This window comes from Streptomyces sp. NPDC017979 (assembly GCF_044328175.1).
Lineage (GTDB): Bacteria > Actinomycetota > Actinomycetes > Streptomycetales > Streptomycetaceae > Streptomyces.
The window spans coordinates 471751-485067 of record NZ_JBIRGU010000001.1 but is presented as its reverse complement, the minus strand read 5'-3'; the positions used below and the strand labels follow the sequence as shown (position 1 = coordinate 485067).

Sequence of the window (13317 nt, the reverse complement as noted above, 5' to 3'; positions counted from 1 at the left end):
CGGGCCGTTCAGCCGTCTTCACCGGCGCCGTCGTAACCGGCGTCGGACCCCGCCGTGGCCGACTCGGGCAGCCGCGGCGGGGCGTACGCGGCCAGCGGCCGGCCCTCCGGGTCCGGCCGCACCGCGCCCAGCAGCGGATTGGCCGTCAGCGGGGACACCTTGACGGTGGCTCCGGGGCGCGGGGCGTGCACCACCTTGCCGTCGCCGAGGTAGAGGCCGACGTGCGTGGCGTCCGCGAAGTACAGCACCAGATCGCCCGGGCGCAGCTCCCCGACGGGGATCCGCGGCAGGGTGCTCCACTGGTCCTGACTGGTGCGGGGGACGGGACGGCCGGCCGCGGCCCACGCCTGGGAGGTCAGCCCGGAGCAGTCGTACGAGGCGGGCCCCTGGGCGCCCCAGACGTACGGCTTGCCGATCTGCTCCACCGCGAAGCGCACGGCGCGTTCGCCCGCCGCGGTGGGGTTGTGCTGCTGATCCGCGGCCCCGCCGCCGTCACCGCCGTCGGTCGCGGGTTCGCCGAGGGCGCCGGACGCGCCCAGGCTGCTCTGCGCATCGGGCGAGGTGATGCCGGCGATCTGTTCGGGGGTGAGCGCGGCCAGGGTGCGTTCGATGGCGGTGAGGCGCTGGTCGGCCGCGTCCCGGGCCTGCTTCTGGCGCGCCACGAGGGCCCGTTCCCGGTCGAGCGCCCTGCGGGAGGCGACGGCCAACTCTTCGGCGTGCTGCGTACGGGCGGTGAGTTGGTCGACGGTCGCCCGTCGGTTCGCCGCGGCCCTGCGCATCAGGTGCCCCTCGTCCAGGGCGGTCTGCGGATTCGGGGCGAGCAGCAGGCGTACGTACGCGGACAGCTCCGAGTGGCCCTGGTACTGCTCGCGGGCGAGCCGGCCGGCGTCGCCGACGCCGGCCGCGAGGGCGGCCCGGGCGGCGGTCAGCTCGCGGCCGAGCCGGGCGGTCTCGGCCCGCTGGGTGGTGAGCTGGGCTTCCGCGTCGGCGTGCGCCCGGGCGGCGGTCTCGGAGTCGCGGTAGAGGACCTGGAGCCGGGCGAGCAGATCGGGGACGGACGCCGGGGTGCCGGCGGCCGACGACTCGGCGTCCGCTTCCCGGGCGACGGCGGCGGCGTCGGCAGGGTCTTCGGCGCTGGCGTCCGCGGGGTCCTCAAGCGGGTCCATCGGGGCGGCCGGTCGGGCGGCGGACGGGCTTCCTGCTGCCGCGGGTGACGCCGTGGGGACGGCGACCAGCGTCGTCGTCGCGGCGAGCGCGGCCGTGCACACCGCGCGGAGCAGCTTTCCTGACACGTCATCACCTCCGGCCGGGGGCGGTGCGTTCCGCCCACTGCCCGGATGGTGAGTGCGCCTCCGGCGGTCCGCATCCCGGGTGGCCGCAACGGCGGTACGGCTTCACTCCTTGCGGGGGCGTCCGCGGCGGCTACGGGGTGTCGGCTTGCCCCGGCGCGTCCGATCCCGGCTGCGACGGGGAACCCGACTGCGGCTGCGATCCCGACGGCGATCCCTGCTGCTGTTTCGGCTGGGGTTTCTGCTGCGGTTTCGACCAGGGCCACTTCAGCTCGCGTCGCTCCCGGCCCTCGGGTGCGTACACGTACTTCCAGCCCCGCTGGAGGGCCAGCCGCTTGGTGTGGCCCGCGGGCTCGCGGCGGTAGGCGTGCACGGTGGGCGGGGTTCCGTCGTCGTTCGGCACCGGGACCTCGTACCACTTCGGCGGATGTCCGGTGGGGCCGACCAGCACCGACAGCACCTGCCCGGCCAGGGGGCCGTCGACGAAGAGGGTTCGCTCGCTTCTCACCCCTCCAGTCTGTCCCATCCGTCCCGGTGCATCACCCCCGTCACAGGCCATCCCCGTCCCGTACTCGATCGTGGTTTCGGACCCGGGCGGGGTGGACACCTTCTGGAGGATGATCGTGCCCATGCCGGCGAACCCCCGGGCGGTCTTCCTGATGCGGCAGTTCACCCGCGGAGTGCCGGACGAACCCTTCGAGGCCGCGAAGATCGACGGCGCGTCGGAGCGACCGGTGCGCGGCACCGTCGGCATCCCCTGCCCGCTCGCCTTCGGACCGCACCAGCGCCATCTGACCGGCTCCATCGCCACCACCGGACTGAAGTCATGACCGCCACTGCTGACACCGCCGCCGCTGCCGCCACCACGCCCGTCGTCGACGTCAACCGCATGCTCGGGCCCCTGCCCTTCGACACCGTCCCCAGCGCGGACCCGCCCGGTCTGCTGCGCGAACTCGACCGGCTGCGCATCGACACGGCGTACGTGGTGCACACGCACGCGGTCTACGGGGACCCGCGCGACGGCAACGCCGCGCTGCCGGCGCCGGACGGCCGGCTGCGGCCGGTGCCGATCCTGGTCCCCGGCCCCCTCGGCACCGGCCGCGACCGCGCCGCCGCCGTGGTACGGCTCTGCCCCGCCGAGCACGGCTGGCCGCTGGCCGGCCGGCACTCCCTCGCCCTCGCCGCCGAACTGGCCGCCGCCGGCACCGTGACCCTGCTCGGCTGGGAGGGCGCCGTCGGGGCGGACGTGTGCAAGCTGGCCGCGGCGGAGCCCGCGCTGCGCCTCGTCCTCACCGGCACCGGCTACCGCAGCGGCCGGGCCCTCGCCGATCTGCTGGACGTCCAGGACGAGGTGTACGTCGACACCTCGACCCTGCTCGGACACCTCCAGGTCGAATGGTTCGCCGAACGCTTCGGGGCGCACCGCCTCCTCTTCGGCACCGGCGCCCCCGTCACCGACGACACCGGCCCCCGCCACCAACTCGACACCCTGGAGCTGCCGGAGCCCGACCGGGCGCTGATCGCCGGCGGCAGCGCGCTACGGCTGCTGGAGGGCGCCGGATGAGGATCGTCGACGCCCACGGGCACCTCGGCCGCTGGTCGGCCTTCGCCATCGCCGACGGGTCCGCCGCATCGCTCGTACGCGTCATGGACCGGTGCGGGGTCGCCGTCGCCTGCGTGTCGCACCTGCTCGGCGTCGGCCCCGACGCCCGCGCCGGGAACGCGGCGCTCCTCGAAGCCCTGGCCGCCCACCCCGGCCGCCTCCTCGGCTACGCCGTCTACCACCCGCACGACCCCGAAGCGCCGGCCCGGGTGCGCGACCTGCTCCAGGTCCCCGGCGTCATCGGCGTCAAGCTCCACCCCGAGGTGCACCGGCTCCCGCTGGACGACCCCGGTTACGCCCCCGCGTTCGAGCTCGCCGCGGAGGCCGGCGGGATCGTCCTCGCCCACAGCGAGTACGGCTCCGCCTGTTCCGACCCGGCCCGCTTCGGTCTCGTCGCACCCCGTTGGCCGGGCCTTCCGCTGCTGATGGGCCACTCCGGGCTGTGGCCGGGCGCCGGCCACGCGGCCGCGGTGAAGGCCGCGGCCAAGTGCGCCGACATCGTGCTGGAGACCTGTGGCTCCCGGATGACGGCGCGTCATCTGGTGCGGCTGGTGGCCGAGGTGGGTGCGGACCGGGTGGCGTTCGGCTCCGACGCGGTCTTCCTGGACCTGCGGGTCGGGCTCGGGCGCGTGCTGCTCGCGGAGTTGACGGACGAGCAGCGTCGCTGGGTGCTGCACGGCACGATCGACCGGCTGCTCGCCCGTACTCCCGATCACGTCCCGGGCGCGGTCGCCCGGGACGGTTCCGCGGAGGCACCTTCATGACGCCCGGCGAAGGTCCGGAGCCTGCTCCGTCCGCCGGGCCTTCCGCACGGTCAGGAGAAGCGGCGGACGAAGACGTCGGATTTGCCGTTGGCGTCGCCGGGGACGATGCCGTCGACCGCTGACTGGAAGACCACGTCGCGCCCGCCGGCGCTGACCGAGTCGACCTCGGCCGTGGCGGGCTGGTCGGAGACGGTCTGGTCGGCCCCCGTCTGGAGGTCGCGCAGGACCAGCGACGGCCCGCCCGTGCCGTTCGGGGCGTACAGCAGATGGCGACCGGTGGGGTCGATGGCCACGCCCGTCACGTTCGGCACCAGTTGGGCGGTGCCCGACCCGACGTCGTGGACGTAGGTGTCGGACCCCGAGAGATAGACGACCTTGCTGCCGTCGTCGCTGAGCTGGACGAGCGACGCGCTCTTGGCCGGGCCCTCCAGCGGGGCCGACGTGGTGCCGGCGGTCCGGTCCCGCAGGTAGACGCCCTCGGTCTGGTGCGCGAGGTCTTGGTAGGCGACGTAGCGACCGTCGCCGCTGATGGACGGCCGGGCCGGAGCGGAGCTGTTGAGGGCGGCGACGGTCTCGAAACCGCCGTTGCGGTCCACGACGACGACGTTCCGGAGCAGTCCCGGGTAGCGCAGGGCGCCGTGGGCGAGGTAGCGCCCGTCCGTACTCAGCGACGGTTGGTTGCAGCGGTAGCAGACGACCGGAAGCAAGCCTAGGTCCAGCGAGTGCTGTTGGATGCGCTCCGGGGTCCTCCCCTGGAACGGCGCATTGGCGGCGACCTGCTTCCCGTCGCCGCTGATCGCCGGGGTCCAACCCTCGGACAACGGCTCCGTCCTGGTCTGCCCCGCCGTCCGGTCGTGGACGTACACCTCGTTGCCGCCTTGCCCCGGGCCGTTCTTCAGCGACTTGAAGACGATGCTGCGGCCGTCGGGCGTGATCGAGGCGGCGCCGTGGCCGTCGTCGGTCGCGACGCTGATCCTCTCCACGCCGACGCTCGAACCGTCCGCCGCAGCGGTGGCGGCCGTGGCGGCCGTGGGCGTCAGGGCCGTGACGGCGCAGACTAAGACGGCCGTGCCCAGGACGGCCCGGGTGCGTCTGGTGGTGCTCCGGTTGGTGATTCCCCTCATCTTCCCCCCAGGAAGGACATGAGATCTCCTTCAGATCTCCACTGAAGGACCATCAGGAATGCAACCGCGGTGACGCCGCCGCGTCAATGCGGCCCCCGACGCATGCACGACATCCCGTCACTCGCCCCCAGGCCGTGCCCGGAGAGCCTTGCCCGTGCGCGCGGGACCTCGTGGACGCAGCCCAGGCCCTCAGGCCAGTTCGGCGGCGGCCCCCACCACGGGCCCCACGCGTCGGGCCAGTTCGGCGACCGGGCCGGTGGGCGACTCCAGCGGCATCAGCGCCCGGACCGCGTCCGCGGTCTCCGGGTCCGTCGCCGCGGTCGCCGCCAGCAGCGCGATCAGATGGTCGACGAGCCAGTCCCGCAACTCCCCGGCGCCCGGCTGCTTCCCCTCGTCCAGCCAGATCAGCGACGCGGCCTCCACGGCAGCGATCCAGGTGCGCACCATCATCCGCAGCCGCGGACCCGGCCGCGCCGCCCCCAGGTGGACGAGGATCTGCTCGGCCGCTGCGCGCCGCACCCCGTCCACGATCGCGGTGGTGCGGGAGGTCTCCGCGACGCTGCCGCCCCGCAGCAGCGCGCTGAACCCGGCGTCGTGCGAGTCGACGAAGGAGAGGTAGCGGTCGAGGACCCGCCCCAGGCGCAGCGTCGGCGGCCCCTGCACCGGCTCGGCGAAGCACTGCTCCAACTCGTCCGCGGCGGAGCGCAGCGCGGCTTCGTACAACTGCTGCTTGCCGCCCGGGAAGTAGCGGTACACCAGCGGCCGGGAGACCCCGGCCGACTCGGCGACGTCGTCGAGGGAGACGTCCTCCGGCGGCAGGTGGGCGAAGAGCGCGAGCGCCGCGGTCAGCAACTGCGCACGGCGTTCCTCGACGCTGAGCCTCCGGTAGGCGCGGGCTGCCGGCGAGGGACTGGTCATGCCCGCAGGGTAGCCGGCGCACGCCCCTCGGTACGGGTGGGAATCCTCACGCCAACAGCCCCGAGGCCCGCCAGAGTCGACGCCCGGGGCCCCGCAGCACGCCCACGTCGTCCAGGAAGTCGGTCAGCCGCCGCGCCCCGGTCCGCATCACCTCGCGCCGGTGCCCGCTGGCCCGCGCCTGCGCGACCGCCTCGCGCCGGTCGAGCCCCACGTTCTCGTACACCATCGGGCTGACGAAGCAGACGGAGAAGACGCACGCCGCCTCCCCGCTGCTCACCCGGGTCAACTCGCGCTCCCAGCGGGGCGCGGTCACCATCTGTCGCCGCAACTCCTCGCGCGCGTACCGGACGTGCCGCGCCTCCTCGATCACGTGGATCCGGGTGACCCCGCGCACCAGCGGCTGCATCCGCTCGTCGGGGAAGGTCAGCCGCTGCATCCAGTCCAGGATCTCTTCGCCGAGGAGCGCGGCGGCGAAGGAACCGGGGGTCGTCGACACCGTCTTCAGCACGCGCGCGAGATTGTGGTACAGCCGCGGCACCGGGTACGCGGGCGCCCCGGTCTGCTCGATCAGCCGGGCGAACATCATCGAGTGCCGGCACTCGTCGGCGATCTCGGTCAGCGCGTAGCGGACGTGCCGGCTCGTCACGGGCTTGTCGTACACGTGCCGTACGAGCAACTGCATCAGGATGACCTCGAACCAGATCCCGAGCGAGCAGAGCGAGGCCAACTCGTGCCGGGCCAGCTCGTGGCGCTGCTCCTGCGACATCCGCCGCCACAGCGGGGTGTCGTAGAGGGAGACCAGCTCCGGCGGCCAGTACCACTTGCCGTCCTCCCAGGGGGCGTCCCAGTCGAGCTCCCGGTCGGGGTCGAAGGAGTGCTTCGCGGACGATTCGAGCAGCCGCAACGCCACCTGCTCCCGGTCCCGCAGCGGCCCGAGCGCGTCCCGCAGCCCCCGCGAGCTGCCGGCGCCGGCCCGTTCGCCCGTGCCGTTCGTGCCGCTGATGTCGCTCGTGCCGGTCGTCGTCGTCATGGCGTCGCACACCTCGGGGCTCGCTCGACGGGAAGTCCCCGGGGACACCCGGGGGGACACCCCTTATGAGACTGCCCGTCAGTAAGAGCGTCAAGGCTCCGTGCGCGACTTGTTGACTAATTGTCTAGCAAGCGAGGGGGTGGCGGTCGGCGTGCCGTCAAAGGGCGAGTCATCGCTCACTCGTTCGGGCGATGACGGGTGAACCGGGCTGGGTGGCTGACGGGGACGGTCAGACTCGGCGGCATGGGAGCAGCGATGAGCGCCGTACGCGACGACGGGCAGGACGAGCAGGGCGACAGGTACGAGTGGCCCCGTCCGCCGACCGACGGCTGGACGGCGGACGACCTCGACCGGCTTCCGGACCTTCCTCCGCACACGGAGCTGATCGACGGGAGCCTCGTCTTCATGAGTCCGCAGGCCGATTTCCACATGGCCACCCTGCGACTGCTGGAGCACGGCTTAATCAGCTGTGCTTCAAAGGAGCTCTACGTCGTCCGGGGAATGTCGATCAGGCTGGACAAGCGCAATCGTCCGGAGCCCGATCTCATGGTGGTGCCGCGGGCCGCACGGAAGGGTGCGCGGCAGACCTGGTACGAACCGGAGGGGCTCCTCCTGATCGTGGAGATCGTTTCCCCGGACTCCGAAGCGCGCGACCGCGAGGTCAAACCCCTCAAGTACGCCCGCGCCGGCATTCCGCACTTCTGGCGGGTGGAGAACGTGAACGACGCCCCGGTGGTCTACGTCTACGAACTCGACCCCGCCACACGCACTTACGCCGTCACCGGCATCCACCACAAGCAGCTCAAGCTGGACCGCCCGTTCGCCGTCGACATCGACCTCACGGACGTCTTCTGAGTCGTCAGCGCTGGCCGTCGGCGTCCAGGGCGACCTGCGACGCGGCCTCCGGTGCGGGGAACGCCCTGGTCAACGTAAACGCCCCGCTCGTCGGCCCCTCCGCCCGCAGCAGCCGCAGACGGTCCTCCGCCTCCGCGACCGTGGGACGGTGGCCCGCGGGGACCCACCACAGGGTCGCCATCGCCTCCCGCACCCGCTCGAACCACTCGTGGCGGCGGGCCAGCAGTTCGCGGTGCGTGCCGTGGTACATGAAGGTCTTCAGCGCGTCCATGTCGCGCCAGACGGACATGTTGACCACGATCCACTCGTCGTCGAAGATCCGGATGTCCGTCGCGTCGCCCGTTTCGTCCTTCAGGCGCCAGACGAAGCCGTCGGACGCCTCGGCGACCGCGTTCACCGGGTCGAGGTTGTCCACGAAGTACTTCAACTCGGGGGAGTCCAGGGGAAATTTGAGTCGGGCTATGTTCACCTGTGCGAGTTCGTAGGACGTCATGATCCGTACGATAACCCCGCGCCGGACCGGCTCATCCGGTGATGGCCGCCTCCATCACGGCCCGCGCGATGGGTGCCGCGTCGCCGTTGCCGCTGACCTCGCGGCGGACCGTCTCCCCGGCCTCGGCCCCCTCCGCGCCCTCGACGACCACGGCGACCGCGACCGCCGGCTGGACCGCGTCGTCCGCCTGCGCCCAGGAGATGAACCAGGCGTACGGGGTGCCCGAGTTGCCCAGGCCGTGCTGGGCCGTGCCGGTCTTGCCGCCCACCCGGGCGCCCCGGATCGCGGCGTTCGCCCCCGTGCCGTCCTCCACCACCCGCACCATCAGCCGCTGGAGCTGGCGCGCCGTCGAGGGGTACATCGCCTGCCGGTAGGGGCGCTGGTGGTGCTGGGAGAGGGTGCGCCCGCTGCGGGTCACCACCCGGTCGACCACGTACGGCTCCTTGAGCGTGCCGCCGTTGGCGACCGCCGCGGCGACCATGGCCATCTGCAACGGCGTGGCCGTCGTGTTGAACTGCCCGATCGACGACAGCGCCACCTGGTCCACCGACATCCGCACGTCGAAGTTGGACGGCGCCACCGGCGACGGGATCGCGAGCCCCCGGTCGTTGAACCCGAAGGCGGCCACCGCCTTCACCATGCCCGGCAGCCCGACCTTCGCCCCGACGTTCGCCAGCACCGAGTTGCAGGACCACTGGATCGCGTACGCCAGTGACGCGCCGCCGCAGCCCTCGGCCGCGTCCGGGAGCCGGGTGCGCGTGCCCTGCAGGACGTACGGCTCCGGGGTGTCCGTCGGCGCGTCCACGTCCCGCACCACGCCCGCGTCCAGCGCCGCCGCCGCGGTCACGATCTTGAACGCGGAGCCCGGCGGGTACGTCTGCCGGATCGCCCGGTTCAACATCGGCTGCGTCGGCGCCGCGTTCAGCTCCGCCCACGCCCGCTTCACCTGCCCGCCCGTCCCTGACAGCACGCCCGGGTCGTACGACGGGCTGCTGACCAGCGCCAGGATCCGGCCCGACGCGGGCTCGACCGCGGCGACCGCGCCGCGCCGCCCGGCCAGCCCCCGGAACGCCGCCTCCTGCACCGACCGCTTGACGGTGGTCACCACGTCGCCGCCCGCGAGGCGGTCGCGGCTGAGGTCGTTCCACAGCGGGAAGGTGGCCAGCAGCGGATCGGCGCCGGACAGCGCGGCGTCTTCGGCGTGCTCGACGAGCGAGGTGCCGTACGTCTGCGAGGCGAACCCGGTCACCGGCGCGTACACGGGGCCGTCGACGTAGGTGCGCTCGAAGCGCAACTGCTGGCGGGTGTCCCGGGCGCCCGTCACCGGCGCGCCCTCCACCAGGATGTTCCCGCGGGGCTCCGCGTAGCGGGCGATCGCACCGCGCCGGTTCGCCGGGTCGTCGTCCAACCGGCCGGACTCGACGACCTGCACCCGGGCCGCGTTGACGAGCAGCGCGCCGAGGAGCACCAGGCAGAGCCCGGACGCCCGGCGGATGGTGCGGATCACCGAAGGGCCTCCGGTCCGGGGGTGCGGGCGAGGTCGCTGAGCCGGATCAGCAGCGCCACGATGATCCAGTTGGTCACCACGGACGAGCCGCCCTGGGCGAGGAACGGCATCGCCATGCCGGTCAGCGGGATCAGCCCGGTCACCCCGCCCGTGATGACGAAGACCTGGAGCGCGACGATCGCGGCCAGCCCGACGGCGAGCAACTGCCCGAAGGGGTCGGGCAGGCTGAGCCCGGCGCGCAGGCCGCGCGCCACCAGCAGCGCGTACAGCAGCAGGATCCCGGTCAGCCCGACGAGCCCCAACTCCTCGCCGGCGGTGGCCAGGATGAAGTCCGACTTGACGGCGAACCCGATGAGCGCGGAGTGCCCGAGGCCCAGCCCGGTGCCGAGCATTCCGCCCGCGCCGAACGCGAACAGCGACTGCGCCACCTGGTTCGGGCCCTGCCCGGCCTCGATGGACGCGAAGGGGTGCAGCCAGTCGTCCACCCGGCCGTGCACGTGTGGCTCCAGCGCCCCGACCGCGAACGCGCCGGCGGCGGCGAGCGCCAGCCCGACCGCGATCCAGCCGGTGCGGCCGGTCGCGACGTACAGCATCACGACAAAGAGCCCGAAGAACAGCAACGAGGTGCCCAGGTCCCGTTCCAGCACCAGCACCCCGACGCTGACCAGCCACACGGTGACGACCGGAGCGAGCACCCGGCCCGGGGGCAGCCGGCGGCGGTCGGTGCGCGCGAGGGCGTGGCGGTTGGCGGCGAGGTAGGCGGCGAAGAAGACCGCGAGCAGGATCTTCGCGAACTCGCCCGGCTGGAACGACAGCTCGCCCAGCCGGATCCAGATGCGGGCGCCGTTCACGGCCGGGAAGAAGACCGGCACCACCATGAGCGCGAGCGCGGCGGTGACGGAGAGGTACGCGTACCGCTGGAGGACCCGGTGGTGCGGCAGCAGCGTCACCGCGACGACGAACAGCCCGACGCCGAGGGTCGACCACACGAGCTGCGCGGGGGCGGCGACGCTGTCCGGGGTCTCCAGGTCCAGCCGGTAGATCAGCACCAGCCCGAGGCCGTTGAGGAGCACGGCGATGGGGAGGAACAGCGGGTCGGCGCGGGGGGCGCGGAGCCGGACCGCGAGGTGCGCGAAGAGGGCGAGGGCGCCGAGGCCGGCGCCGTAGCCGAGGACGTCCGGGGGCACGGCGCCGTCGCGCGCGAGCCCGACGGCGGCGTACCCGTACGTGGGCACCAGCACGGCCCCCACGAGCAGCCCCAACTCCACCCCCCGCGCGGATTCCGCGGATGCGGGGGCGGGGGTGCACGTGCTTGCGGTCATGCGACGCAACGTAGCAAGCGTGCGCCCCATATGCCCGCAATGCTCCATCCTTGCCCGTTGCCCGGCCCCCCGTTGCCCGGCCCGCCGCGTCCCTGGACCCGTTCGCCGCTTCCCCGCGGGTGCGTTGGTCCCTGCGGCCAGCCCACCACCGGCCGGTAGGGACCAGCGCTCCCGTAGGGAAATGGCGGAGGTGTCCAGGAGCGCGAGGGAGCACCGGGCCGCGCCGACCAGCGCACCCGCGGGGAAACGGCGAAGGTGTCCAGGGACGCGAGGTAGCAGCGGGCCGCACCGATCAACGCACCCGCAGGGAAGACGGCGGGGAGGTCAGACTGCGCGGGCGAACGGCCGCAGCGCGGTCGTCAGGGCGCCGCCGGGAGGGTGACGCGGGCCAGCGCGCCGCCCTCGCGGGGGTTGTGGAACGTCAGGGTCGCGCCCAGGACGTCCGCCTGGCCCGCCGCGATCGTCAGCCCCAGGCCGTGGCCCTTCGTCTCGCCCTCCGTGCGGAACCTCGTCGGGCCCTGCGCCAGCAGGAAGTCGGGGTAGCCGGGGCCGTGGTCGTGGACCGTGACGACCGGGCCGTCCACGGTCAGGACCACCGGCGCCGCCCCGTGGCGGTGCGCGTTCGCCACCAGGTTGCCGAGCACCCGCTCCAGCCGGCGCCGGTCCGTCTCCACCGTCGCGTCCCGCACCACCCGCACCTGCGTGTCCGTGCCGGACGACCGGGCCACCCGCTCCGCCAGGTGGGAGAGCTCCAGCAGCGCCAGGTCGACCGTCTCGCTGCCCGCGTCGAGGCGGGATATCTCCAGCAGGTCCTCGGTGAGCGAACGCATCGCGCGGACCCGGTCGCGCACCAGCTCCGTCGGCCGCCCCTCCGGCAGGAGCTCCGCCGCCGCGGTCAGCCCGGTGAGCGGAGTGCGCAGTTCGTGGGCGACGTCCGCCGTGAAGCGCTGCTCGCTCAGCAGCTTGCTCTGGAGCGAGGACGCCATCGTGTCCAGCGCCCCGGACACCGTCGCCACCTCGTCCTGCCGACGCGAGGGGTCCTTGGTGCGCGGGTCGTCGACCCGCGCGTCCAGGTCGCCGGCGCTGATGCGCCGCGCCACCTGCGCGGTGAGGTGGAGCCGCCGGGTCACCCGGGTGACCGCGAACGCCCCCGCGAGCAGCGTCGCGCCGATCGCCAACCCCGCGGAGCCGAGGATCGCCCGGTCCAGCGCGCTGATCGTCTTCGCGCTCTGCGAGTGGTCGGAGCGCGCGGCGATCGCCCGGCCGTCCGCCGGGCCCGCCGCCCACATGGTCGGGCGCCCGTCGAAGAGGCTCACCATCGTGCCGCGCTCGCCGCGCAACGCCAGGTCGCGCAGGGACGACGGCAGGCCCGGCGGGTCCACCGCGCCGAACTTCGGCAGCGGCTGACCGGCCTCGTACGCCGCGGTGGCGTCCGCCAGCCGGTTCAGCGCCTTCTCCCGGGAGGCGTCCACCGTCTGCCGGGTCACCCCCACGTGCACCAGCACCCCCAGCAGCGCGGCCAGCGTGCAGCACATGACGGTGATGAAGACCGCGGCCTTCCAGGTGAGGGTCGCGGTCCACCGGGGCAGCCGGGGGCGTCGGGCGGGCCGGAAGACGCGCCCGGTCACCGTGCGCCCGCCGCGTCGGGGGACGCTCCGGCCTGCTGCACCGGGACGATCTCGTCGCGCCTCGGCAGCATCGCCCGGTGGTGCTCGTCCCAGGACCAGGTGGTCCGGTACTCGCTGCCGGGCATGCCGGCCGACACCGACCGCACGATGACGTCCCGGCCGGCCAGGTCCACCCCGACCAACTGGTCCGCGGTGGACATGATGCGCGTCAGCTCGGCCGGGTCCGAGTCCCGCGCGGGCATGTAGCAGCGCACCTCGGTGAGCTGTCGCCCCACCCGCACCGCGACGATCAGCTCCTCCCGGCCGTCACCCGTCAGATCGCGGTAGTACGGCTTGAGCACCGGACAGGCGCCCGGCTTCGGCGGCCGCGCTTCCTTCGAGCCGCGCTTGAGGCACCCCGCGAGCTTCTTGTCGAACGCGTCGGACGCGTCGTCCGGCAGCGCGTACGCCTCCGGGTACGCACCTGCCTCCGCACGGACCACGCTCACCGGGTCGAGCGCCCGCACCCCGCCGGCGGGCACCTTCACACCGGGGACGGGGACCGTGTCCGTCTCGCCGTAGTCGTACGGCGGAGCCGTCACGGGCGGCAGATCCGGCCAGAGCCGTACCGGCCCGGTCGCCGTGGGCGTCGGTCCCGCGCTGCGCAACCCGCCCGCGTCACCGCACCCCGACAGCAGCACGGAGCCCGTGGCCGCGCTGAGCAGCACCGCGGACAACGGGCGTCGGGGACGGGAGCAGGGGCGGCGGCGCAAGGATCTCCTAGCCGAGCGGGGCGTTCTTCGTC

13 protein-coding genes and 1 pseudogene are annotated in these 13317 nt (G+C 73.6%); 4 read left to right on the top strand and 10 right to left on the bottom strand.

Annotated elements, in window-relative coordinates:
• Window positions 1-8: 8 nt before the first annotated feature.
• Together ACH4E8_RS02030 and ACH4E8_RS02025 are read right to left on the bottom strand one after the other, a co-directional pair.
• The gene (locus ACH4E8_RS02030; RefSeq protein ID WP_398443425.1) at window positions 9-1292 is read right to left on the bottom strand and encodes a C40 family peptidase; all 1284 of its coding nucleotides are present in this window, start codon (window positions 1290-1292) and stop codon (window positions 9-11) included.
• Window positions 1293-1530: 238 nt separating this feature from the next.
• A pseudogene (locus ACH4E8_RS02025) lies at window positions 1531-1797 on the bottom strand (hypothetical protein); the annotation flags it as partial.
• A 121-nt stretch (window positions 1798-1918) separates the two neighbouring features.
• On the opposite strand from ACH4E8_RS02025, the gene ACH4E8_RS02020 reads away from it, so the two are divergent.
• Genes ACH4E8_RS02020 through ACH4E8_RS02010 form a run of 3 tightly spaced genes read left to right on the top strand, consistent with a single transcriptional unit; the run spans window position 1919 to window position 3656 of the window.
• Entirely contained in the window at window positions 1919-2119 is a 201-nt protein-coding gene (locus ACH4E8_RS02020) for a hypothetical protein (RefSeq protein ID WP_398443424.1), read from the top strand.
• Window positions 2116-2853 carry an amidohydrolase family protein gene (locus ACH4E8_RS02015; protein ID WP_398443422.1) on the top strand — a complete coding sequence of 246 codons (738 nt, stop codon included), beginning with the start codon at window positions 2116-2118 and terminating at the stop codon, window positions 2851-2853. Before ACH4E8_RS02020 ends, ACH4E8_RS02015 begins: the two co-directional genes overlap by 4 nt.
• Window positions 2850-3656, top strand: coding sequence for an amidohydrolase family protein (locus ACH4E8_RS02010; RefSeq protein WP_398443420.1), 807 nt, complete (start codon window positions 2850-2852; stop codon window positions 3654-3656). Before ACH4E8_RS02015 ends, ACH4E8_RS02010 begins: the two co-directional genes overlap by 4 nt.
• Window positions 3657-3706: 50 nt before the next feature.
• Here ACH4E8_RS02010 and ACH4E8_RS02005 read toward each other — a convergent pair whose 3' ends face one another.
• The 3 genes from ACH4E8_RS02005 to ACH4E8_RS01995 form a co-directional block, all read right to left on the bottom strand.
• On the bottom strand, window positions 3707-4780 hold the full coding sequence (locus ACH4E8_RS02005; protein WP_398443418.1) for a TolB family protein: 1074 nt from the start codon (window positions 4778-4780) through the stop codon (window positions 3707-3709).
• 189 nt (window positions 4781-4969) lie between these two features.
• Window positions 4970-5698: a TetR/AcrR family transcriptional regulator gene (locus tag ACH4E8_RS02000; RefSeq protein WP_398443416.1), complete on the bottom strand. Its 729-nt coding sequence runs from the start codon at window positions 5696-5698 to the stop codon at window positions 4970-4972.
• Window positions 5699-5744: 46 nt separating this feature from the next.
• Complete coding sequence (locus ACH4E8_RS01995; RefSeq protein ID WP_398443415.1) at window positions 5745-6728, bottom strand: diiron oxygenase; 984 nt, start codon at window positions 6726-6728, stop codon at window positions 5745-5747.
• 243 nt (window positions 6729-6971) lie between these two features.
• Between ACH4E8_RS01995 and ACH4E8_RS01990 the strand changes: the two genes are divergently transcribed.
• On the top strand, window positions 6972-7583 hold the full coding sequence (locus ACH4E8_RS01990) for a Uma2 family endonuclease (protein ID WP_398443413.1): 612 nt from the start codon (window positions 6972-6974) through the stop codon (window positions 7581-7583).
• A gap of 4 nt (window positions 7584-7587) precedes the next feature.
• On the opposite strand, the gene ACH4E8_RS01985 is transcribed toward ACH4E8_RS01990, so the two are convergent.
• The 5 genes from ACH4E8_RS01985 to ACH4E8_RS01965 form a co-directional block, all read right to left on the bottom strand.
• Entirely contained in the window at window positions 7588-8076 is a 489-nt protein-coding gene (locus ACH4E8_RS01985) for a DUF3291 domain-containing protein (protein WP_398443411.1), read from the bottom strand.
• Between the two features lie 31 nt (window positions 8077-8107).
• Window positions 8108-9583: a penicillin-binding transpeptidase domain-containing protein gene (locus ACH4E8_RS01980; protein ID WP_398443409.1), complete on the bottom strand. Its 1476-nt coding sequence runs from the start codon at window positions 9581-9583 to the stop codon at window positions 8108-8110.
• Entirely contained in the window at window positions 9580-10905 is a 1326-nt protein-coding gene (locus ACH4E8_RS01975) for an FtsW/RodA/SpoVE family cell cycle protein (RefSeq protein WP_398443407.1), read from the bottom strand. Before ACH4E8_RS01975 ends, ACH4E8_RS01980 begins: the two co-directional genes overlap by 4 nt.
• A 359-nt stretch (window positions 10906-11264) precedes the next feature.
• A complete protein-coding gene (locus ACH4E8_RS01970) occupies window positions 11265-12440 on the bottom strand; it encodes an ATP-binding protein (protein WP_398444682.1) in 1176 nt (391 codons plus the stop codon).
• An 89-nt stretch (window positions 12441-12529) separates the two neighbouring features.
• Window positions 12530-13240, bottom strand: coding sequence for a hypothetical protein (locus ACH4E8_RS01965; protein WP_398443405.1), 711 nt, complete (start codon window positions 13238-13240; stop codon window positions 12530-12532).
• Window positions 13241-13317: the final 77 nt, after the last annotated feature.

Coding starts and splice junctions, on each gene's coding strand:
- ACH4E8_RS02020 (WP_398443424.1), top strand. CDS start 1,919: ATGCCGGCGAACCCCCGGGCGGTCTTCCTGATGCGGCAGTTCACCCGC.
- ACH4E8_RS02015 (WP_398443422.1), top strand. CDS start 2,116: ATGACCGCCACTGCTGACACCGCCGCCGCTGCCGCCACCACGCCCGTC.
- ACH4E8_RS02010 (WP_398443420.1), top strand. CDS start 2,850: ATGAGGATCGTCGACGCCCACGGGCACCTCGGCCGCTGGTCGGCCTTC.
- ACH4E8_RS02005 (WP_398443418.1), bottom strand. CDS start 4,780: ATGAGGGGAATCACCAACCGGAGCACCACCAGACGCACCCGGGCCGTC.
- ACH4E8_RS02000 (WP_398443416.1), bottom strand. CDS start 5,698: ATGACCAGTCCCTCGCCGGCAGCCCGCGCCTACCGGAGGCTCAGCGTC.
- ACH4E8_RS01995 (WP_398443415.1), bottom strand. CDS start 6,728: ATGACGACGACGACCGGCACGAGCGACATCAGCGGCACGAACGGCACG.
- ACH4E8_RS01990 (WP_398443413.1), top strand. CDS start 6,972: ATGGGAGCAGCGATGAGCGCCGTACGCGACGACGGGCAGGACGAGCAG.
- ACH4E8_RS01985 (WP_398443411.1), bottom strand. CDS start 8,076: ATGACGTCCTACGAACTCGCACAGGTGAACATAGCCCGACTCAAATTT.
- ACH4E8_RS01975 (WP_398443407.1), bottom strand. CDS start 10,905: ATGACCGCAAGCACGTGCACCCCCGCCCCCGCATCCGCGGAATCCGCG.
- ACH4E8_RS01970 (WP_398444682.1), bottom strand. CDS start 12,440: ATGTGCTGCACGCTGGCCGCGCTGCTGGGGGTGCTGGTGCACGTGGGG.